We start from the raw sequence: 22,111 nt of genomic DNA on the forward strand, positions 1-22,111 counted from the left end.
GCTGAATGCTAGAGGCTAACCATCCTTCAGGTCGTGTTCGGTTATCAAATCGTGGTGGTCGATACCCTAATCTGCCTCTACGGTTTCTACGATACCTACGCTTTTCCTCTAGCTTGTCAGAAACATCCTTGCGCAAGCTTAAGGTCCCACTGATGACTTCTAACGTATCGGTCTTGGCACTAAATCCGATTTCAGTAAATCCAATATCCACTCCCAGTTTAATCAGTTGTATCGCCTCTCCGGTGGCATAGTTCAACTGAATGGTGAAAGGACATCGCTGAACAACGTGTGCCTTGCCTTCTTGTAATAACTTCTTTCCGTTATGTTGTGTGGTAGGCATAAGCGGTTGCCCCCTGATGTTTAACACATAGATAGGTACTCTCAAGTCCTATCTCCTCCTTTAACGTGCGTCACAGGAGGTTGGTTCTCTTCGCCAAGGTTATCAGTCAGTACTCTACGATGATCACTGAGCGTTTCCTCTCTGTTTAAACCACCGTTTACAGAGCAAGGGACTAGAGAAGCATCCCCTGGTGTGTTCTTGAACTCTCCTGATAACTCAGATACCGTCATACACTATATGACCTCTCTTAGGCTAATCAACTAATTGCTCTCAGATCTCACGACCCAAGCCCCTACCCTTTAAGGTGGGGTAATTGACCTACTATTAAGTACTATTTTCCGAAATGGTCATAAATGTGACTATTTTCCGAAATGGTCATAAATGTGACTTTTAACCGCCATCATGTAACAATCATATTAAGTTTCTTCTTTGCGATGGCTACCTTTAACTCTTTGGCGATTCTTTTTCCCATATACATCTCCTCACCGTGCTTTACATAAGCATATGGAGAAATTCCTATGCCAACATTTGTTCCTGCAACAATTCTTGCTGAAATTTCAAAGGTAAATATCTCGGGAACATCTGTAACTATAGTTTCAAGACAAAAAGGTCCTATGATGCCAGGAGGTGCGATTTCTTCTGAAATTTTGGTCACATTATCTCCCATTCGGATATACTCTGATAATAAAGATTCCCTTATGGTTATCGGGATATTGCCAACAACCGTGTACGTTGGCGTGAGATTATTCATATTCAGTTGTTCTTTCGCAGAAATTCGCCCTAAGCTATCTATACTAGATTCATATCTTCTATCTACGCATAATAATTCAACTTCATTGTTAAGCCGCGAATTAAAATAAGAAGGATAGATTGTCACACCGAAAATATACTCCTGTAAGTAAATCTGGTCCATATCTTCTTTTTTCATGAATCCTTTCTCAATCATGTCTTTCGCTTTTGTTTGGAAGGCTTCTGGTGTATTTATTAGAAAATAACCTTTTCCGCCTTTTGCGCCTGGAAATTTTGCAATAGTCAACCCATTTATGTCATGAGGAGCGGTAAACGTTCTAGGCTGTTTTAATCCAGCCTTCTGAAGCCATATTTTCTGTTTTTCTCGGTTAGATTCAAACCGCAGAAGGTGCCGGTTTCCAAACATAGGCACTTGCAGATCGTTAATGACCTCGTCTAGATCTAGATAGGCAATGAACGAGCCGTGAGGCACAAGAATCGTGTTTAGGCGTCTCAATTTTTCCTGGACTTCACGGTTTAACAGTTCTTTAAAGTCATCTAAAATTATTATTTCGTCAGCTACCGGAAATCTTTGATATGTAATTTGATCTTCTTCTTTACAAAGACAAATAGTACGGAAGCCCTCTTCTTTTGCCCCTTTAAAAATATTCAGGGCTGAATGAGAGCCAATCGTACCTATTGTGATCTTATTCATATCATAATCTTGAATGATTTCATTAATTTCGTCATGCATTGATTCACCGCATCAAGTTTCAGACTATTTTCACAGAAATTGGTTCTCGTCTAAAGAAAACAGGTAGATCAAATGATTTATTTAGATTTTCATGAAATCAAAAAGAGAATAAGAAAAAAAGAAGGTTTCTTTTTGTGTTGTTTTCAATCTTGCTCTGTATCCGTTTCTTCACCGCAATAGGGACAGAACTGATATGAATTCAAGAGACTAGAGCCACACTTTCTACAAAAACTTACACTTTTTCTTCGAGTTTGTGATATCAGGGCAGATAGTAAAAAGAATATTCCTCCGACGAGACTTACGAAGGGTCCTGGACCGATGACAGGTGTGTAATAATAGTAGTAATCATAATACATGAAGAACATTGCCAGAATCGACCCTACATTGTAAAAGATCATTAAACTACTGACTGACAGAAATCCTGGGCGTCGTTTTGTTTCCGTAAAGAGTGCGTATGCAGCGATCAGTGTCGCTATTGAAGTTTGCCATCCAGCGCCTGTGATGCCTAATTCCCAGATTGTATAATATGGGTAAATACACGATGCTGTTGCAGCGTATACTTGCTCTCGGAGAGCATAGTAAGGTGTTGGCCAGATCATCCAGGGCAGGAAAAGCCCCATCACCGTTATACAGAGACCTATTAAACCAATTGATCTGTCTGAAATACGAAATACGAATTGATGACCCATCTGATTGTCCACCATTTAGGTTTGATTGCCCCGCTCTAGGGTGCTATTGATGATATAACTCTGTTAAGTAATGTATGTACTTGTGCGATGATGAACAAATCTGCATACATAGTTTATACAGCATAAAGAAAAACGAGAAGTTTCAATTTCAAAAAACCACGAGTTAGAGCAATGATTTGATCTTATATGATTCTAAAGAAAAACATTTTTTCTATAGAAAAATGTGTAATAAATCACACATCAAAAATAGAGAAATAGTCTAAGAAATATGAAAAGATGATATTGGGTTTATAGTTTTTCTTGGCAATACTTATGAATACCTTGTGCTGCTCTTTTTCCATCAGCTAACGCCTCTACAACTACCGAGGCACCATTGACTACATCACCGCCAGCAAACACACCTGGTCGTGACGTGGCACCGAATTCATCAACAGGGATGGTACCCCATTCGCTAAGCTCTAGACTGTTCAGCCAATCGATATCCGTACCCCGTCCAATTGCTGGCATAAACACATCTGTTTCAATTAAAAATTCAGAGTGTTCAATTGGAATTGGACGTCGTCGTCCGCTTTCGTCAGCTTCCACAAGTTTCATGCGAATGCATTCTATCATTTCAAGTTTGTCTTCTCCAATAAGTTTCAAGGGTGCGGCGAGGAAAAATAAAAGGACACCTTCAGCTTCTGCATCACTAATTTCGTGACTATGTCCCGGCATTTGTGGTCTCCTTCTTCGATAAACAATAGATACTTGTTTTGCACCAAGACGTAGTGATGTTCTTGCGGAATCGAGTGCAGTATTTCCTCCTCCGACTATAACTATCTTTTTTCCGGTAAAATCAATATATTTTCCAAGATTTACGTCTTTCAAGAAATCTTCGCCGGGATATACACCAAGCAAATCTTCGCCTGGAAGTCCTAGACTTTTAGACATCGGGGCGCCCACACCGATAAAAATGGCGTCGTAGCCTTCTTCAAAAAGATTATCGATATTTTGAATACGCGTATTTGTCCGTACCTCAATGCCGAGATTCAAGATGTTGTTAATCTCCTTCTGGAGCACACTTTTTGGTAAGCGATATTCTGGGATCTCCCACCTTAACATGCCCCCAAGAACCTCAAGCTCCTCAAAGAGTGTTATATTATAGCCTAATCCTGCGAGATCAAATGAAACTTGTAAGCCTGCAGGTCCTGATCCAATAACAGCAACTCGTTGTTTTTTCTTTTCTACTCCACTAATGAATTCGCGGAAGATATCACGTGTAGTATAGGCGAGATGTTTTTCCTGTTCATACATATAATCCGCAACGAATCGCTTAAGTCGACATATAGAAACAGGCTCACCCCTATGACCTAATACGCATAAGTCCTCACAGGGATGATGACAGACACGCCCCAGAGTAGCGGGTATTGGGGAAGTCGTGAGAATTAAGCGATATGCCTCTTCAAACTGCCCGCTAGCTATTAATCCCAAATAGCCACGAGCATCTAGATCCTCACGATAAGAAGAAACGGGCATACCTAGTGGACAGCCAGTTTCGCAAAATGGCTTCGGGCATTGAACGCAACGGCTTGCTTCTTCGATGGCTTCTTCTGATAGATATCCTCTTATAACTTCGGCAAAGCTCTCAATACGTTCTTCAGGTGATAGCTTTTCCATATCGATACGCGTTGTTTCATATTTTTTCTTTAGCGTACGAACTCTTGGATATTTTACTACTTCCGCGAAGTCCATCATTTTTAAGCTTTCGACAAATGTATTGACTTCTTTGGCACCTCTCCCTTTAATTTTCATTAAAACATCGTAAGGTCCTTGAATGATTGATAGTTCATCAACCATATCTAAATTGCTTAAGTCTTCGAGAACTTCCTCACTTGTATCAGGGCAGAGTCTAGCGAGAACATATGCGAGTATCGTCAAGAATGATCACCATTTTGCATTTTCTTGATTTAGGTAGAAAAATAAAGCCCTTGAGTTAATAGATGAGCGATATCTACTATTATAACTTGATTATAGGATTCTTGTAAGCCTAAACGCCTTTGAGTATTTAAATGTTTAAAATTTTTTAAACATTGTTTTCTAAACATGTTTCTTAAACATGCAATGTCTTGCTATTAAAAATTCAATTATACAAAATTAAATGTTGTGAGATAAATCCTCAACCAAGAACTCATATAAACAGTCAAGTTACAATATGTTTAGAGAATGTCCTTTATTATCCGAAAAGGTTGATCAGGATGACAAAAAGCCTCCAAGATTATCTTAACACTCTTAAAACAACATGGAACAAGCTTCGCACCAAAGTCGAAGAGATTAAGAGTGCTATGGAATCATCAGAAACATCTACACCACAAAACCTTTCTGCAATCAATCAAGAATTGAATGCACATCTTGAATACTTGAATAATACGACCCAGTTGTTACAGACTCTTATTGAATATACTAAAACTCTTGAAAAAAGAATATCCATTTTAGAAGAAAGATTGAAATAATTATCACACTTAACTTAGAAACGTAAATTCTTGTTAATCTATACCAATAAAATGAAATAAGAAGATAAAATACGTAGTTAACGCTCTACTTCTTCTACGTCTCTCCACCATTGTTTGTTTTCGCCTTTTTTTGCGCGTTTTTGCCAATTCTTTGTTTTTGGCTCATTTTTAATGATTTCTAGAATGGTGTTAACTTTGTTCAATACGTCAGTCATATCTTCCTGGCTAATTAATTCTTCCTTCCAATATTTCTCTGAAAATTTTTTAACCTTGTCAAGGTTTTCAGTTGCGTCTTTCCAGAAACCCCAATCGTTAGCCAACACTTCTGCGATATATTTGATATTTATTAGATTGGTTTCATCTGTATTATCGGTTGCAATGAGGTCATGTGCTCTCAACAATATGATGAGATCTTTAATATCTTTCTCATTGATTCGATGGATTTGTGTTTTTTGTAGGACTATATCCGCAAGTGGGATTGTTGGAGAGTCAAGATGAAGCCGCCCATCTTTCTTAGGATCCTTGCCAAAATGAACATTATGCGAGAACTCAAGTTTATCAAAAAACACATCTATATGATAGGCATTGTTTTTTTCATAGTAAATCAAACGTCCTCGATCCCGCAAGTACTGGAGCATCATTCGGTCAACAATAAATCCTAACTCGTTTTCAAGGACTTTCCTGAGGTTTTTTAGTTGTTTTTTGTAGGCAACGAAATCAATATCTGTGAATTTCTTATCTGCATCTAAACCAAGACGACTCAGTTTATCATATAGATCCATGAATTCTGTATCTTGAATGTGCATTCGTATTGCCATAGCCCCTAGTAGCCTTAAGTATACACCTTGCTTTTCAGCGGCTTCAATTATATTTAATCCATGCTTAAACATTTCATCGTCATCTAGCGTTGCTCGAACCATATCATTCACCATAATAGTTTATGAATTAACCAGAGGTAAACATGAAATCTTTTACTCCCTTTTTAATATCGACATCTACAATCAGACCCCGTAGTATGCCTTCAGTATATTCGCTACCAGGATTAAAGCACTTTGTCTTTCCAATTTCGAAATATCCCTTAGATTCGTGAATATGACCATGAAGCCCTAATAACGGCTGGTATTTCTCAATTGCAGAGCGAACTGCTTTACTTCCAACTGGAATCGAAATCGTACCTCCACCTGGAGCAAGTTTTGGTTTCAGGTTCTCGTCCAACTCGGGTGCTGAGTCAATTCCTGTGCCATAGGGAGGGACGTGAATATTGAAAATACATTTTTCTAGATCGTTTACTTGACTTACTAAACCATCGATATGCTCTGCTAATTCTTCTTCAGTTACATCGCGAGGACACGCCCATGGCGTCATGTTGCTTTTCCCAGTGGAGAGCATCTCATGGATGTCATCAATCATTACTACTTTCTCGTCTGGATGCATCACAACATCCGAACTACCCAAAATCGGATCTATTGAATAAGTATCATCATTTCCTGCAGAAATAAAACACTTTACTTCGCTGTCTTTCAAATGCTCAGTTGCTAATGTTATCCATCTTTCCATTGATTCGATCATTAATTCTTCAAATAACTTCTTTAATTTTTCAGGATTGGCGTTAAGTTCTTCAACTTCTTGTTTATTAGTGATATATGGATAAAAACCAGCGGCACGAACCCTTTTTTTAACATCCTCAAGTTCGTCATTGTTGGAAGCAGAATGTGAGGAACCTGCAAATTTGGTTGCCCATGTACCATTACCTTGATCAACAATGGGGACTACCATTTTTCCTGTTATATCGCCACCCATAATCAATACATCGGTCTTATAAAATTCGCCAGCTTTAATAAATTTCTTAAAGCACCTTTCTGATCCGTGGATGTCTGTAGCAAAAAAAATCCGCGTTTTGTTTTTCTTCTTACCCATTTTCCTTTTACTCCTTATTGAATGTTGATGATTCTGCTTCTTTGATTTCAATGACTCAAAGACAGCAGTAAGTTCTATAATAAAAGCATTACTCTTTTGTACAATTGCATTAACTTTGTAGAAAATGCTAACATATTTCTTAAAAAGAAATATTGTTGATAAGATTACCTCAAGTAGACTCCAGCCCTTCAGGGCGAAGAAAAATTGAGGTCGGGCATTTCTCACACAACCCTTTCTATGAGCACAGGGGTTTGTGAACCTAACATCAGGTGGTGTTTTAATGACGGGTACTCTCAAGTCCCGTCGCTCCCAACACCAAGGGAGTAAGTCCCCATCGCCAATGTTGAGGCAGGCACAGGACATGATGATGGTGTAAGTCTCGGGATAACGACCTAGTGCGTCCATCATGTCTTTCAGAGCGCGGGACTGGGGGACATCCCACGGTGATTTTCAGACACTCAGCCTCGAACCGAGCACATCTGCCTCCACCCTAGAGGAGACATCACTTAGGCTAATCTCCTACTCCGTTATGGGAACTTTTTCAAGCCCCTACCCTTCAGGGTGGAGTAGTTGACTTTCAGTTAACAAGTATAATTGAAAGTATTTCATTATCTTTTTAAAAATCTTGATGTTCACAATCCTCATATTCTAAAACTAATATTGAATTGTCACTACAGAGTTACTGAAGAATTTAATTCCTTTATTTATCATCAAAAATATAAATAGAAAACACGAAATTATCTTTTTTAAGGATGAGTTTCGAAACGCTGTTAATGAGGTCAGAAACGTGACGTGGGCTGAAGAAAAAGAACTTCTTGGAAAAGAAATAATGGAATTATTATATGAGAAACGACTTATCAGGACATGGTACAGAGATGAGCCGCAAGGTTGGACATTGGTCTCAGGGATATGGAGTCCCTTCTATATTCAATTACGTCCTTTATGCTCTTTTCCAGATCTTCTTAAGAAAGTTGGAATTGCTTTAGGGAAAATGATTCGGCAAGAGATTCCAGGAATAACCAAAGTTGTAGGGGTTGCAATGGCAGGAATACCTATCGCAACAGCAATAACGATTGTTGATGGTATCCCAGCTACATTTACACGAAAATTAGAAGGTGTTAGAACTTTAAATGACCTCCAAACAGTAATAACGCAATATGGTGAGCATGCGCTATTAGAGGGCGAACTGACGGATAGTGATAGCCTTGTTATTGTTGATGATTTAGTAACAAAATTTGATAGCAAACTTATCGGCATTGAACAAGTAAAGTTTGAAGTAGAACGAAGAGGGTTAAGAGATGTCAATGTCAATGCTGTGGTTGTTTTACTTGATAGAGAACAAGGTGCGTCTGACATTGCAAAACAACATGGTGTTGCTCTTCATTCACTAATTCTATTTAAATCGAAGGGAATTGGCTGGTTAGCAGATAAAATGTCTACTACAGAACTTACCGTTATTGAAGATTATTTAAAGAATCCTGAGAAGTATCAAAACGCTGAACTTCAAAAAGATCTGCAAAAAAAAGCAGAAAAAAATTAGATTTCAAAAGAAATAAAGGGGAATTTCCAAAATCAGCTGTAAAGGTCCTGTGAGACATGCTTTCTTAAAGGAAATTTGTTTTGTTGAATTTTTGGCATTTGTCTTCGAAAACTGTTTATCTGTTCCTCTGAAAGACTAGGCTCGACTTTGGCTAATGCTTGGCGAAAGTCATCCATAGAAATAGTTATTCTTCCTTTTGTCTGTTTTGTGAATGAAATACGTAATGCTTCCCTACATAATTTCTCAAGATCCGCTCCTGTGAAGTATTTTGTTTGCCTCGCTAATTCTACAAGATCGACATTTTCAAGATCTAGTTTTTTTGTCTTGATTTCCAATATCTCTCTGCGAGCTTCAGCATTAGGCGGCGGTACAGGCAAGATATATTCTATAACAGGCATGATATACTCCATACCCGCTAGATCACTCGTTTCACAAAATACTATAAGTGGGGTTTCTTTTGGTATTTTTTCTAGTTCTGAAGCAATAAACATTGCAGTATCTTGTGTAGCGATTGACTTAGTTGATTCTAAATCGTCTAGAGCAACGATGCTTGGTGCTACTTTTTCTGCGTCGCGAAGCATATCGCTGAATTTGTTGAAACCACCAGCGATCCTTAATTCAAGTGCTGAAAACTTAAAGAAGTTTACATTCGCATCTCTAACAGCCGCTTTGATCAAAACAGTCTTTCCACAACCTGGTGGTCCAAATAGAATAATACCGCCTCTTGATGATAATCCAGAAGTTCGGACTGTATCAAAATGCTGCACCAAAAAACCTACATAATTCTTCAGAAACTCCTTAACTTCTGATAAACCGCCTATTTGCTCAAAAGTGACATCTTCCCAGACCTTCTGCTTGCTTATAGATATTAATTGTCTTTCAAATCGTTCCTGTGCTTCTTCATATAGTCGAATGTCTTCTTGTGACAAGCCTGATTTTGTAACTTCAAGCTGATTAAGAAAATCTTCCATCTTTACTTCTCGAAATCCTGATTTTAGAGCTTCTATAGCAACCTTTCTTCTGGTTTGATTGCAAATATACTCAATTTCCGCTCCCGTGTATTTTTCGGTCTTTAATGCTAAAAAATCGAAATCTACATCTTTAGCCAAAGGCATACCTCTTACATGGACTTCAAAGATTGCTTTCCGTGCTGTTAAGTCAGGCGGTCCTATACCAATCCTTTCATCAAAGCGTCCTGGTCTTAGAAAGGCAGGGTCTATATCTTGAGGTCTGTTAGTTGCGCCTATAACTAATACACGATCTTCTGCTTTTAATTCGCTCAGTTCGGTTAGTAATGTAGAGACTGCTGTTTTATGACCTGAAAAACCTGTTCCTATGGCTTCTCTTCGCACAAAAAGACCTTCTAACTCGTCAAAAAACAGAATTGTTGGTGGGTTTCTTCGTGCCTGGACGAATAAGTCATGGATTTGTTTCTCTGTTTCACCATAAAACTTGCTCATCATTATACCTGCTGAAATAACTTTAAAATTGGCATCAGTTTCATCAGCTAAAACTTTTGAAAGGTAACTTTTACCGCAGCCAGGAGGACCATATAAGAGTAAACCTTTCGGGGGCTTGAGTCCGTACTTTTCAAACAATTCTTCTGACTCTAGGATCTTCACAAGGTTTTTCATATAATCTTTTACGTCTGCGTAACCGCCAACATCTTTCCAACTCAGTTCTTTTTCCTTCTCAATTATTTTCTTCTTTGGAGCATATTTTCGCCTACCGAACCTTTCTTGTGCTTCATTAAACAGCCTCACATCGTCTTCAGTTAATCCCGGCTTGGCTTGAATGATCTGCTGGACGAAGTCTTCCATCTTTATTTTTCTAAATCCTGACTTCAAAGCTTCTTTAGCAACAGCTTTTCGTGCCGTATCACAAATAAATGCAATTTCGGCTCCTGTAAACATCTCTGTTTTCTCTGCTAACAAGTTGAGGTCAATGTCATCAGTTAATGGCATATCCTTCGTATGAACTTTGAAAATCGCCTTCCTCGCTTCAAGATCTGGAAGTCCTATGCCAATTAATTCATCAAATCGTCTAGGACGTAAAAATGCCATGTCCACGTCTTGTGGTCTATTTGTAGCGCCAATCACAATGACTCTATCTTCTGGGGTTAAGTTCGAGAGTTCTTGAAGGAACACAGAAACGATTCTACTGTGAACTGGGGATGCTTCACCCCTAGTTTGAAATAATCCCTCCAATTCATCAAAGAAAATAATGCTTGGTGGATCAACTTTTGCTGTCGCAAATAACTCAGTAATATTTTGTTCTGCTTCTCCATACCATTTAGACAAAAGTGAGCCCGCAGTTACAGTATGAAAGTTCGCCTTTGTGACAGATGCTAATACGTTAGCTATATACGTTTTTCCGCAACCAGGAGGCCCATAAAGAATGATTCCAGAAGGGGGTTTCAAATTATATTGAGAAACAGTTTCGTTAGCTTCCTCTAATACAGCAACAATATCTTTTAATTGTTCTTTGACTTCAATATAACCTCCGACATCTTCCCAAGTCAGTTTTTTCTCACGTTTTCTCCGTAATTCTTCTTCCATGGCACCCCAACGTTTTGCTGCTTGCTCATATTGGGATATTAGGGCGTTTGACAGCGAGGGGACGACGTCTTTGATCTGTCGTAGAAGTTGCGACATCGTTATTTCGACAGGTTGCGGCTCTTTAAATGATCGTTCTAGCCATTCAAGCTCTAAGTTTCTAATGAACTTCTTAATATCTAAAATTGAAAAATCTCTGGTAAGTTCAGCTAATCGGCTAAAATCAACGTCTTTAAGAGGACGACTCTTTAGAAACTTCCTTATGATTTCCTCACGTTCTTGAAGAGTAGGTGGTGGAACATACATAATCTCCGGTATGTAATCTTGTTTAAGTAAAGTTCGTAAGATTAACTTTGGGTGGTCTGTCGCCATAATTAGTGCGACAGGGTTATTAGTTTCGTCTAATGTTTCTATACTGTCCATCAGGACCAATACAGGATCGCGTGCTAGTGGCAAGGATCTCTGTTGGAAGTATTCGACTGGTTGTGCAACCATGTCAACTTCATCAAGGAATATTATCGTAGGCTCTTTAGCTTCTTCAACAAGTGTTTTTAATCGATCTATTTCTCTTGGAATAAGTGTTTCTAAATGGGCTCCACTTTCATGAGCTAAAACCTTGGATAAACGAGCTTTACCACAACCATCTGGCCCAAAAAGCAGTATAACCTTTTGGGGTAATACGCCAGTAGTTGAATATTTTTTATAAAACAAGAGCGGGTGCTGAACTTTTTGAACAAGTTCTCGCTTTACAACATCAAGCCCAACTACGTCACGCCATTTCCCTTCTTTCCAAGCTCGCGTAGGATCATAAATATACTCACATTTTCTCCAAATCTTCGTTTGGCAAAGTCCATCAACCCTCTCTGAAGGTAACAGCTCGTGAATAACTCCACACTTGAAAAAATCTTCATTAATGTAAGGTTTGTCTTGTAAATGAACACATTGCGCGGATTCAAAACTTGCGCTTCTTTCGTCTACTCCCATTTTTAATCCTCAAAAAATTATAATGTCTATGCTCTACACTATTAGATGTAGTCTACACATGCTTAAAAAAAGTTCTTTTAATGGATTCAAAAGCAAATGAATTAACTAAATTTAAAAAAATAAGGGGAATTTAGATTAGCCTGGAGGTTTATCGGGCTTTTTACTTAGAGTATCCATTGTCTTTTTAATGCCAACCATAATCTCTTCCAGCGTTTTTGCTGCTTCTTTACGAGCTACATCTGCTAAATCTTTTGCTATTTCTCCAGTGAGCCCCACGATTTCTTTGGAGAGGCCCATTAACTTCTTGAGTTTTTCGTTCAACTCTTGCTCAGACAATTATTCCACCTCAATTTTCTTCTTTTCAAGAAATTCTTTTGGAAGTTCGATTTTTTGACCTGTTAGAATTTTAGTGGCAAGTCCTATTCCGTTTACTACTTCAGTAAACTTTTGAAGAACATTCTTAGGGGCGACAACATCCCTAAATATTTCTGAACTAAGACTCATAGCTTCTCGTGATAATTTAAGTAGACGTTTTATCTTCTCTTCCAGAATCTGTTTTTCTGACATCTCTTTCATCTTGTATTTTTTAAGATTAAAATTCTGTTAAACATAAATAAATCTATGCCTCAACCACTACTGGGCAAATTTTTGAGATGATAGATTATTTTTTCACATTTTTCAACTTCTTGAGTCCATTCCAGTCGATTAAAAATAAGTTTCGCTATTTCAATCCATTCCATTGATGCTTCAACCCATTTTGCCTCAGAGGTTTGAGCTAAATTGTACCAATCATTTCCTTCCTCAAGAAAATATTCTGCTACTTGTGGACTTGCATATTGCACTTCTTTTAAATATTCTGAGATTTCTCGGTTAATCTCATACCTCGCACCAAGATTTGTTTTAGAATTTTCTCTAAGGGTTTTAGAAGTTTGTAAAAGACGTTGTACAGTTTCTTCTTGTTGATATAACTCTTGTTTTTTCTGATGATTTTTCAAGTCTACGAGGGTTTTTACGGTTGAATCATCTAATTGAGTTTCAAGTGTTGGGATAAAGTCTACTGCTTTTTGTACTTCCTTTATCAAAGAGTTTCTGAGGGTATTGCTTATCTTCTTTCCTGGCCATGCACCTAGCGCATTGATAAAAATACACACACGTAACTTATGGGAGTCAAATTTGCCAAATTCATCCTCATTTTTTTTCCGTAGTGCTTTCTCCTGAGCTCTTAAAAAACTCAACACTTTTGATGGCATCATTGACTTATAAACTGTTTTCCATTCATCCTGAAAGATTTTATGATTAACAACATTATTAACTACCTTATCATGGAGGCAATCATCATAGGCATCACACAGTTCGCATCCATCGATTTTACCCATCTTTCTGCAACTCTTGAAATAAGGTTTTTTAGGATTGTCTTCTTCTTTCGGTTTTCAATTCAGAAATTCACTTTTAGCCACTACAATCAGATAAATATTCTACTTTTATCATGATATTGCAAATATCTTAGTTTAGAGGAAATATGTAACTAAACTAATTGTTTTATACTAATCTAATGCTCTTTGTCCTTGATAGCTAACGTTCATTTTACCTTATGAAATTTGTGAATTTTTAGATATATCTATCTACTGGTGATATTATGTCAAGGAAGGTCTATAGTGTAAACTATGAAATTGAAGGTGCTCTTTCATCGATAGCGCCTCCATTTTTGCAAATTATTGAGGATTTTAAAAAGACTACACAGGCAAAAGAGACAGCGAAAGTGCATGTTTCTGTGATAATGGAGATTATTGAAGAGTAAATGGGTTAATGTGAAGTACAATTCGCAAAAGCAATAAACGTTCTTTTTTTAATTTCCATTAAAATGATTGAAAAATGACTTGTGAAAATTAACGCAATGTGTCCTTGAAAATCATTTGTTTCTAAACGTTATTTACTTATATCGCTATTTTTTAGTTTGGAAGTTCATCAACAATTGTCTGCCTAGAATTTCTTCTGGACTTAAACCTTCATTTCGTATTTTCGATTCATATGTTTCCGGGTCAAACTCTAAGGCATTAGTGAAGGCATCTTCTGCTTTCTTATCCTCACCCATTTTTTTATAGATCATTCCAAGATCATAATGGCCCTCCGCGTCTGATGGCCAAAGATAGATTATTTTTTGGTAAGACTCTGCTGCCTTATTCAATTCTCCAAGACTTTCATAGGAAAGAGCCAGATTTTTTATGACTAATCTGGGAGGACTCCTTTCTTTAGCTTCTTTGAGATCGATAAGTTTTGAATAATATTCAATTGATTTAGAATACTCTCCCAAACGACTATGAACGACTCCCATATTAATGAGTCCGTCTTCATCTTCTGGATTGTTGTCGAGGAGTCTCTGATAACTTTCACTAGCCTTTTTATACTCACCAAGTTCAAGATAAGTGTTTCCTAAGCCATTAATTGCAAATACGTAGTCAGGGTCTATCTCTATAGCGTTCTTGAAGTATTCTACGGCTTCAGTGTAGTTACCTTGTGCGTAAAGGAGATTACCAATGTTAGCCATCGCAAATTTGTAATCTGGATCTATTTCCAACGCTTTTTCATAGATTTCTCTCGCTTTCGCGAATTGATCTAAGCCATAGTAACAGTTAGCTAAAGAATTCAGTATAACGACATTATCTGGGTCGATGGCTAATGCTTTGTCATAATAACTGATTGCTTCTTGATACTTTATCTCATCATATAAGAGATCGCCAAGGTTTCGTAACGCGAACTTATAATTCGGATCTATGTCCAATGCTTTCTCGTAAGCTTTTTTAGCATTTTCAAAATCTCCATGATTGTAGTAAGCATTGCCTAACCCATTTAAAGCTGAGATATAACCCGTATCCAAATCCAAAGTCTTCAAGTAATGCTCAACTGCTTCATCATTCTCGCCAAGTTCGACGAGTAAATCACCCATGTTCTTCCATGCAAATTTAAAAGTTGGATCGAGGTCTATTGCTTTTCTATACGCCTTTTTTGCGTCTTCATAATTATTCTGGTTCCAATAGGCATTTCCCAAACCATTCCATGCGGAGACATATTCCTCATCAATTTCTAGTGCTTTTTTATAATACTGTTCAGCAAGTTGATATTCAGAATTGTCGATGTAAACGTCAGCAATGTTACGATATGGAAAGTTAAAACCAGGGTCTAACTCGATTGCCTTTTTATAAGCATCTTCGGCGTTCTTGAAATCGTTAACGTTATGATACGCTATCCCTAAATTATTCCAAGCATTAGCTGCATTTGGGAGTCGTTTTTCAATGGCTTCCTTGTGACAACGGATCGATTCTTCATACTCACCTGTCTTGTTGTAGACGTATCCAAGATTATCCCATGCTGCACCGTCCGTTGGATCTAATTCAATCGCCTTCTTGTAGCATTCAATTGATTCGTCGTAAACTTCGATATTGCTGTACATGAGCCCCATGTTAAACCAAGCCGCCTGATAATCTGGCTTTGCTTCAACGACCTTTTTATAGAGTTCAATAGCACCGCGATAATTCCCAAGTTCTCCTTTGTCGAAGGCTTCATTAAACCACAACTCATAATCGTCAGACATGATAAAATCCTCAAAAGTTGATCAGAATTAAAATAGAAATCAAGATACCCTTATAGATATCATTCATTACTTTCTTTTTTATCTTTCTTTTTTTCGTCATCATCGGACGAGAAAGGTATTTCTATAGAATTTTCTTTGAATATAGCATCATCTTCATTTGTACTAGAAGAGGGAGGCTCATCTTTAGACTCGGGTTCAGTCTGAATTGCCTGGTCAAACATGTTTTTCATCATCATCGCAAAAGGATTTGGTAGGCCTTGGTTCGTGTCATCAGTATTAATATTTTGTAAGCTTTCAGTTACAGTCTTCATCAACTGCTCCATCATGTTTCCAAAAAATAAACTAGGATCGGCCTCTTTATTATCTTCTTCTTCATCAGAAGACATATCACTTTTTCCGCTAAACATATCAGCGAAAAGGGTACCTATTCCTTCCATTAAGTTTTTCATAAAGTCTTGATCTATTTCAATGCCATGTTCGCTCTTAACATGAGCTATTAATTCCTCAGGAGAGTTGAATTGTGCTCCACACATTGGACAAGTGACATTCAAATTTTTTCACCAAACCAAAATACGAACTATTTTTTATTAGTCTTTGTTTTCGAAAAGAATTTCAAGAAAAAGGAAAAAAGGGTTGCTTGAAATCTTTGAGGATGTTTAAGATAATTATGAAAAGGAGAGGTTCAGCCCGTATATCGTACAGCTTGTGCAGGACTCATCCGAAGTGCTTTGTATGCTGGAAAAGCGGTACCTACTGTCGCAACGACTATCCCGAGAATGGCCACTATAATAGTTTGAAGAGCTGGAAACACGAATGTCACTTCATACGGCGTGAAACCGATTTCCTTGAAATGTGGGAGATAGCTTGCAGCCAGAATATAGCCGTTTATGATCCCAACTGATAGTCCTAGAACAGCTAAGAGTAATGATTCGCCAAGAAGGAGTTTGACTATCTCGGATCTGTAGTATCCAACAGAGCGAAGCAATCCGATTTCACGTTGTCTTTCCTGGACAATTCGTATCATTGTTGTAGCTAAACAAAGTAAAGCTATTATGATAGATGACGATGAAAGAACAGCCATAAATTGCGTAGTTTCTGTCACGTTCACCCGCCATTCTTCTACGATGTCTTTTGTCTTTATAATACTTAGATTATACTCATCGCCATATAAATCAAGAATCTGTTGTGCAACTTTATCTTGATCAACGACCGTTCCATTCCAATGGTGATTTCGAAGTTTAACGTAAAAAACATGCACATCATCATCAAAACCGAAATCATAGTATTTTTCTATATCAATAATGCAGAAATATCCACCCTTCGGGTAACCAATCAAGTCATTGTGTACAATACCAATGATTTTAAATTCTGTAGAATTTCCATGGGCAGATATTTCAAGTTTGGTTTTTTGACCAACTTTCACATGAAGTTCCTCTGCAAGTCTATCACTTATGATGCACTTATTATCTCCTGTTCCTCCTAATTGGTCAAAGAGGGCAACGATATCTGTCGTATTCGGATTAGGCTCGATTAAATCCTGTTCAATAGCAAGAGGAAAGGTTGAAGAATTCACAGCCACTAATAAAGAGGTCTCTCCTTCATCCCAGATTTCAAATTTTGCCCCAGATAGTTCAGCTACGCTTACACCAGGTCTCCATTCTTCTGTAGGCGTGTCATTCGTCCAATGAACACCTTCAATTCGTGATAGATTCCCTGCTAGAGTTGGTGGAGCACCAGTATTTGTTGTCACTATTAAGTCCATATTGAGTCCTTCCTCAATGTAATGAGTTATACCTATATCAACAGCTGAGTTAATTGATGCAAATAAGATCGAGAGAGAGATCGCGATCGTGAAAATTCCAAATGTAAGAGTTGATCGAAGAGGACGGCGTGTTAGGTTTCTACTAGCAATTTTAGCAACTGTTCGAAAGGCAGGTATACTATTCAATAATCGATAAAAGCCTCGCGATACAATGCTAAGAAGTGATCCGCAGAGAATTATGCTTCCAACAAGTAAAACGATCTCACTCAAATAGGAAACCGCGGTTATTGTAATGAGTGCTCCAGTGGCAGTAAGACCGATCCCTGCGACAAGACTGGCTGCTTTTCTATTGTATTTTGAGACCGCTATTGAGACCCCAGAGATACATAATAAGAGCGTTATAGACAAGAAATCAGATAAGTTAGCTGCAGGAATCGATGGGGCTATAAAGAGTAATCCGAATCCTACTATAGCTAATATAATGCCGCCAACTAATAATCCACGGGAAATTTTCCTCTTTCCGGCTTCGTGGGAATCACCATGTAAAGCTGTAACGACTTTCATAGTGACTACGGATCCTAGCGGGAAAAGGGCACCTCCAACTGCAAAAAGAAAGCCCATGATAAAACCACTAAAAATAATTGAAGGATCTAGCTCAACAGACTCTATTATGACTCGAAAGCCATAAACAGTTGTATTTGAAACGTAAGTAGTTATTCCATGAGCAACTAAGACTCCTCCAAATGAACCTATAATAGATCCTATTCCACCTAAAATAATTACCTCATATAAAATTAGACGAAACACCTGAAATTTTGACATGCCGATAGCACGCATTATGCCTAACTCGTAACGCCTTTCTGTTACTGTCATCACGATGCTATTAAATACTAGAAATACAGACGCCAATAAGGTAATTAATCCAGCCCAATTCAAAGCAGTGTCAAAACCCGATACCGCGCCTTCTGCAACCGCCAGTAAACTTTCTCTAACTGCGTCAACTCTGAAATCTTTACCGAGTTTAACTTCTATATCAGCTATAACGGCTTTGTAATCTTTTCTACTTTCTTCTTCAAGATTTACTATTATTTTGTCAATCTTACGCCAAGTTTTGGTAAATTGTCTAGCACTATCTAAAGTTACGATGACAACACGCCCATAGCCAACTTGAGCGATTTTTCCCTTACCTTCCGCAAAAGCAGCAATATTAAATCCTTTGGATCGAGAACGTGGTGGATCATGATAGTATTTAATGTTAAGTTTATTTCCTATTGATGCATTCACAATTTTTTCATCTTGTTCTCCAGAAATACCATCCTTTAATGATTCCGAAACAATTGCATTACCATCAGTTACTAGGTGATTGATTGGTTGAGATCCATTAATGTCAAAGATGTCTCCAAAAGCTTGGTCCAATGTTGGATCTATTCCAATAACTGTAGCCATCGTAGAATTCCAGCTATCATGAACGTAAATCACACAGTAACGCTGAATTCTTGGGGCATACGCTTCAATGCCATCTATATCGTCAAGAAGATGCATTAGGTCCTCTGGAAATGGCTCACCATCAGCTCTCGTAACCTCAAGATCTAATTTACCCGCAGCAAGTTCAATAGTATTGTAAAATGTACTTGTCACATTTTGTCTTGCTATATTAAACCCTACCAACATAGCAACACTAAAGAGCACACCTATAACAGTCAGCGTATTTCTGACTTTTTTTCGTTTGAAATTTCTAAATGCCATTCCAATAATCCATTTTTCCTTCCAAACAATGATCACAGCAAGTATCACTAAAATAATAACGAATAAACTTGTATACTGAGCCAGATTTGCGCTAATTTGCATTAACTCTATCCCTCAATTTTTTTCAAGGAGAGTTATAGTCATAAGTTTTAATATAAAAATTAAATGGTGGTTGTTACTCTATGGTAGAGATAAACAACGACTTTTACTCGTAATTGATGTGAAAGATTTCTACCCAAATGATAAGACTATTATACTTATTGACGTTTTTTCCAATATCGCAGCGCTATATAGCACTATATACTCCAAAATCGCACTATTTATATACTTTTAAGTGTATGAAATAGAAAAGATTCTTAAATACAAGTTAATGATACAACTGCTAAAATATCGGTTAACGTGTTTTAGACCTCGATAGTACTCACGTAAAATTAATACAAATTAGAAAATGTAATTGTGTACTAAAAATGATCGTTAACTATTGTATAGAATCCTATCTATTTATTCAGAACTATGACGAAACTTTCTTGTCTTAAGGGGCAGGTGAATTTACATGGCACGTGCAGAAATCGTATTAACCTCAGATCTATCACTAACAAGCGATTACAATGGGATCCCATACGTCGGATTTGGCGCTTGTTTACCACAAAATATATGTCCACACTGGATTTACTTCAAGTTCTTTTGCCCACTCGAACCAGCTTACCCTGATGGAACTTTAGTTCGGGCAACTCTCGGTCTTAGGACCATTGAAGCAACATGTATACAGAGTGGTTTTTCCAGAGAACAAGTAAAAGTTACACATTCGCTTTATTTGGATAAGTTGATAAACAAGAATACAAAAATCGTTGGTATTTCAGCAGAAGACCCATTGGGCATCGGTCCTGCTACATCAACGTGGAGCACCATTTTTAAGGGCATTCCACATAACCGAATCGAATATTTTAGATTAATGAGAAAAGTTAAGGAACTAAAGAATAAATATGGATTTAAAGTTGTTATGGGCGGCCCAGGTGCATGGGAAGTCGAAGCTCACATGGATAAATTTGGTATAGATCATTTAGTAATCGGCGAAGGAGAATATGTAATTCCAGAACTCTTTAGCCAACTTGCAAGCCCGGAAAATAATGGAAGCCTTGACAGAAGAGTGTTTTATGGAAGACAAGTAAAACCAAAAGATGTGCCTCTAATACAGGGTCCAGCGCTTGGCACTTATACGGAGATTTCACGAGGATGCGGGAGAGGATGTAAATTCTGTGCCCCGAACACTGCTGGAAAGATGCGAGATTTCCCTCTTGAAAAAATATTGCATGATGCAAAAATAAATGCTAAGGGAAGCCGTGATAATTCTATGTGTCTACAGTCAGAGGATGTGTTCTTATATGGTTCCAACTCAAAGCACTTCTACCCGGACGAAGATGCTATAATGAATCTTTACAAAACACTCTTTGAGGATGTTGGCATAAGTCGGGTGTTTGTAACCCATTCGACTTTAGCACCAATGGCTTTCGACCCAGACTTTTTTGAACGATTAACTAAATACCTCCGAAGCAAAGGACATAGGTATTATGGATGTCAACCAGGAATCGAAACAGGATGCTCTAAAACAATTGAAGAAATAATGCATGGTAAAGCCCTTCCTTTCTCATCAGAAGAATATCCAGACATGATATACGACGCTCTACGAACTTGTGCCAATTTGGGTTGGACGAATGTCTGTACATTAGTATCAGGACTTCCCAGTGAAGGACCAGATGAAATGAAAGATACTATTGAACTAATAAAAAGACTTGACGCATTTCCTCACTTGTATATACCACTTTTCTTCGTCCCGATGCAGGTTACAAGTATGAAAAACTCCAGAGCGTTCATAGCAGACAATATGACACCATACCATGCTCGTATTCTATTGGACTGCTGGAGACACAACATTAAACACATGGACAGAAATTATAGAGTGGTTGCCAGCGAAATAGGTCATAAGGCTATAGTTAAGATGGGAATCCGTGCAATGATCGAAGTTCTAAAAGCATATATCCGCTATTATGAGCGACGTCATCCCGAGTTAGTTATGGTCCATTAACGAAGCCTTCTTCATAAAGACTTAGCTAAAAACCCCTTTTTCTTTTCTAATGAACTCACCACATATTTCAATATGTTCTCCACAGTTAGGACACCTTTTTTCAAAATCAATTCTATCATCTATTCTTTTTTTAACATCAAAAAAGATCTGTGAGTCAAAAATAAACCGTTTAATCAATAACGCATCGCAGGAAGGACAATATGTGTTTTCATAAGGGTGATTTGGAACATTTCCCAAATACACAAATCTCAAACCTGCGTCTTTTCCAAGTTCATATGCTTTTTCTAGTGTGTCGATAGGTGTTCTCTTTTTGAGTCCTATTTCCCTAGATTTATATGCTGGATGAAACCGAGTGCAATGCCAAGGTGTGGCTTTACCTAATTCATCATGAATGCGAGTGGCAATTTCGGTTAGACAATGTTCATCATCATTGATTGTGGGTATGACGAGCGTGATTACTTCAACATGGGCTCCCATTTCCTTTGCTATTTTTAAATTTCTCCATACTAGTTCTACATCTGCACCACAGTGCTTTTTGACAACTTGTGCATCGCCTTTCATATTGGCGGCAAATGCATCACACTTGTGTTCTATCAGTAATTTCAAAACTTCTTCTGTCATGTACATGTTTGTTACATATGTGTTATAATATGGACCAGATTCTTTTACAATATCAAAGACATCAAGAGAGTATTCTAAAAGCAGGGTTGGTTCATTAAAACTAATCGATGATCCAATGCAATCATTCGATATCATAGTTTTTTCAAATGCTTCTGGACTCATGTATTTTGATTTACGGAGATTTGGTGCTGTTTTGCTAATTCCACAATTTTGGCTATAAAAGTATTAACAACCATAAAGTATTTATAGGTACTAGGGTATAAAGAGTATTAGAGATGAAGGTACGGGGTAAAATCCCGCGTACTGGATAACC

19 protein-coding genes are annotated in these 22,111 nt (G+C 37.7%); 4 read left to right on the forward strand and 15 right to left on the reverse strand.

What is annotated here, in order from left to right:
* From QVB70_RS10710 to QVB70_RS10730, 5 genes are all read right to left on the reverse strand, one after another.
* The coding region (locus QVB70_RS10710) for an RRXRR domain-containing protein (RefSeq protein WP_287585953.1) at nt 1-340 on the reverse strand (340 nt) is incomplete at its 3' end.
* A gap of 41 nt (nt 341-381) precedes the next feature.
* Nucleotides 382-570 carry a hypothetical protein gene (locus QVB70_RS10715; RefSeq protein ID WP_287585956.1) on the reverse strand — a complete coding sequence of 63 codons (189 nt, stop codon included), beginning with the start codon at nt 568-570 and terminating at the stop codon, nt 382-384.
* A 170-nt stretch (nt 571-740) separates the two neighbouring features.
* Nucleotides 741-1,823 carry a formate--phosphoribosylaminoimidazolecarboxamide ligase gene (locus tag QVB70_RS10720; RefSeq protein ID WP_287585958.1) on the reverse strand — a complete coding sequence of 361 codons (1,083 nt, stop codon included), beginning with the start codon at nt 1,821-1,823 and terminating at the stop codon, nt 741-743.
* Nucleotides 1,824-1,966: 143 nt separating this feature from the next.
* Nucleotides 1,967-2,512, reverse strand: a complete 546-nt coding sequence (locus QVB70_RS10725) for a zinc ribbon domain-containing protein (RefSeq protein ID WP_287585959.1) — start codon at nt 2,510-2,512, stop codon at nt 1,967-1,969.
* Between the two features lie 288 nt (nt 2,513-2,800).
* Nucleotides 2,801-4,429, reverse strand: coding sequence for an NAD(P)-dependent oxidoreductase (locus tag QVB70_RS10730; RefSeq protein ID WP_287585962.1), 1,629 nt, complete (start codon nt 4,427-4,429; stop codon nt 2,801-2,803).
* Between the two features lie 317 nt (nt 4,430-4,746).
* On the opposite strand from QVB70_RS10730, the gene QVB70_RS10735 reads away from it, so the two are divergent.
* Nucleotides 4,747-5,001: a hypothetical protein gene (locus QVB70_RS10735; protein ID WP_287585964.1), complete on the forward strand. Its 255-nt coding sequence runs from the start codon at nt 4,747-4,749 to the stop codon at nt 4,999-5,001.
* Nucleotides 5,002-5,078: 77 nt separating this feature from the next.
* On the opposite strand, the gene QVB70_RS10740 is transcribed toward QVB70_RS10735, so the two are convergent.
* Entirely contained in the window at nt 5,079-5,921 is an 843-nt protein-coding gene (locus tag QVB70_RS10740; RefSeq protein WP_287585965.1) for a hypothetical protein, read from the reverse strand.
* 25 nt (nt 5,922-5,946) lie between these two features.
* Nucleotides 5,947-7,326, reverse strand: coding sequence for a hypothetical protein (locus tag QVB70_RS10745; protein WP_287585967.1), 1,380 nt, complete (start codon nt 7,324-7,326; stop codon nt 5,947-5,949).
* 379 nt (nt 7,327-7,705) lie between these two features.
* On the opposite strand from QVB70_RS10745, the gene QVB70_RS10750 reads away from it, so the two are divergent.
* Nucleotides 7,706-8,458, forward strand: coding sequence for a hypothetical protein (locus tag QVB70_RS10750; RefSeq protein WP_287585970.1), 753 nt, complete (start codon nt 7,706-7,708; stop codon nt 8,456-8,458).
* A gap of 32 nt (nt 8,459-8,490) precedes the next feature.
* Here the strand turns inward: QVB70_RS10750 and QVB70_RS10755 are convergent, their stop codons facing one another.
* From QVB70_RS10755 to QVB70_RS10770, 4 genes are all read right to left on the reverse strand, one after another.
* Complete coding sequence (locus QVB70_RS10755; RefSeq protein ID WP_287585972.1) at nt 8,491-11,997, reverse strand: AAA family ATPase; 3,507 nt, start codon at nt 11,995-11,997, stop codon at nt 8,491-8,493.
* A gap of 135 nt (nt 11,998-12,132) precedes the next feature.
* Nucleotides 12,133-12,333 carry a hypothetical protein gene (locus QVB70_RS10760; protein WP_287585974.1) on the reverse strand — a complete coding sequence of 67 codons (201 nt, stop codon included), beginning with the start codon at nt 12,331-12,333 and terminating at the stop codon, nt 12,133-12,135.
* Nucleotides 12,334-12,564, reverse strand: coding sequence for a hypothetical protein (locus QVB70_RS10765; RefSeq protein ID WP_287585976.1), 231 nt, complete (start codon nt 12,562-12,564; stop codon nt 12,334-12,336).
* A 59-nt stretch (nt 12,565-12,623) separates the two neighbouring features.
* Nucleotides 12,624-13,373: a hypothetical protein gene (locus tag QVB70_RS10770; RefSeq protein WP_287585978.1), complete on the reverse strand. Its 750-nt coding sequence runs from the start codon at nt 13,371-13,373 to the stop codon at nt 12,624-12,626.
* A gap of 260 nt (nt 13,374-13,633) precedes the next feature.
* On the opposite strand from QVB70_RS10770, the gene QVB70_RS10775 reads away from it, so the two are divergent.
* Complete coding sequence (locus tag QVB70_RS10775; RefSeq protein WP_287585981.1) at nt 13,634-13,795, forward strand: hypothetical protein; 162 nt, start codon at nt 13,634-13,636, stop codon at nt 13,793-13,795.
* A gap of 144 nt (nt 13,796-13,939) precedes the next feature.
* Here the strand turns inward: QVB70_RS10775 and QVB70_RS10780 are convergent, their stop codons facing one another.
* The 3 genes from QVB70_RS10780 to QVB70_RS10790 form a co-directional block, all read right to left on the reverse strand.
* Nucleotides 13,940-15,586, reverse strand: a complete 1,647-nt coding sequence (locus QVB70_RS10780) for a tetratricopeptide repeat protein (protein ID WP_287585984.1) — start codon at nt 15,584-15,586, stop codon at nt 13,940-13,942.
* Nucleotides 15,587-15,645: 59 nt separating this feature from the next.
* Nucleotides 15,646-16,137 (reverse strand): C2H2-type zinc finger protein, encoded by a 492-nt coding sequence (locus QVB70_RS10785; RefSeq protein WP_287585988.1) that lies wholly within the window; start codon nt 16,135-16,137, stop codon nt 15,646-15,648.
* A gap of 131 nt (nt 16,138-16,268) precedes the next feature.
* On the reverse strand, nt 16,269-19,196 hold the full coding sequence (locus QVB70_RS10790; protein WP_287585991.1) for an FtsX-like permease family protein: 2,928 nt from the start codon (nt 19,194-19,196) through the stop codon (nt 16,269-16,271).
* A 451-nt stretch (nt 19,197-19,647) separates the two neighbouring features.
* Here QVB70_RS10790 and QVB70_RS10795 point away from each other — a divergent pair, with 451 nt between their 5' ends.
* Complete coding sequence (locus tag QVB70_RS10795; protein ID WP_287585994.1) at nt 19,648-21,177, forward strand: radical SAM protein; 1,530 nt, start codon at nt 19,648-19,650, stop codon at nt 21,175-21,177.
* A 21-nt stretch (nt 21,178-21,198) separates the two neighbouring features.
* Here QVB70_RS10795 and QVB70_RS10800 read toward each other — a convergent pair whose 3' ends face one another.
* Nucleotides 21,199-21,999 carry a radical SAM protein gene (locus QVB70_RS10800; protein WP_342766560.1) on the reverse strand — a complete coding sequence of 267 codons (801 nt, stop codon included), beginning with the start codon at nt 21,997-21,999 and terminating at the stop codon, nt 21,199-21,201.
* Nucleotides 22,000-22,111: the final 112 nt, after the last annotated feature.

This window comes from Candidatus Borrarchaeum sp. (genome assembly GCF_019058535.1).
Classification (GTDB): domain Archaea; phylum Asgardarchaeota; class Sifarchaeia; order Borrarchaeales; family Borrarchaeaceae; genus Borrarchaeum; species Borrarchaeum weybense.

Bases quoted from the DNA above. Each gene is read 5' to 3' on its own strand.
- QVB70_RS10775 (WP_287585981.1), top strand. From the start codon at position 13,634: ATGTCAAGGAAGGTCTATAGTGTAAACTATGAAATTGAAGGTGCTCTT.
- QVB70_RS10735 (WP_287585964.1), top strand. From the start codon at position 4,747: ATGACAAAAAGCCTCCAAGATTATCTTAACACTCTTAAAACAACATGG.
- QVB70_RS10795 (WP_287585994.1), top strand. From the start codon at position 19,648: ATGGCACGTGCAGAAATCGTATTAACCTCAGATCTATCACTAACAAGC.
- QVB70_RS10725 (WP_287585959.1), bottom strand. From the start codon at position 2,512: ATGGGTCATCAATTCGTATTTCGTATTTCAGACAGATCAATTGGTTTA.
- QVB70_RS10770 (WP_287585978.1), bottom strand. From the start codon at position 13,373: ATGGGTAAAATCGATGGATGCGAACTGTGTGATGCCTATGATGATTGC.
- QVB70_RS10715 (WP_287585956.1), bottom strand. From the start codon at position 570: ATGACGGTATCTGAGTTATCAGGAGAGTTCAAGAACACACCAGGGGAT.
- QVB70_RS10720 (WP_287585958.1), bottom strand. From the start codon at position 1,823: ATGCATGACGAAATTAATGAAATCATTCAAGATTATGATATGAATAAG.
- QVB70_RS10745 (WP_287585967.1), bottom strand. From the start codon at position 7,326: ATGATGGACGCACTAGGTCGTTATCCCGAGACTTACACCATCATCATG.
- QVB70_RS10740 (WP_287585965.1), bottom strand. From the start codon at position 5,921: ATGGTTCGAGCAACGCTAGATGACGATGAAATGTTTAAGCATGGATTA.
- QVB70_RS10755 (WP_287585972.1), bottom strand. From the start codon at position 11,997: ATGGGAGTAGACGAAAGAAGCGCAAGTTTTGAATCCGCGCAATGTGTT.
- QVB70_RS10765 (WP_287585976.1), bottom strand. From the start codon at position 12,564: ATGTCAGAAAAACAGATTCTGGAAGAGAAGATAAAACGTCTACTTAAA.
- QVB70_RS10790 (WP_287585991.1), bottom strand. From the start codon at position 19,196: ATGCAAATTAGCGCAAATCTGGCTCAGTATACAAGTTTATTCGTTATT.
- QVB70_RS10780 (WP_287585984.1), bottom strand. From the start codon at position 15,586: ATGTCTGACGATTATGAGTTGTGGTTTAATGAAGCCTTCGACAAAGGA.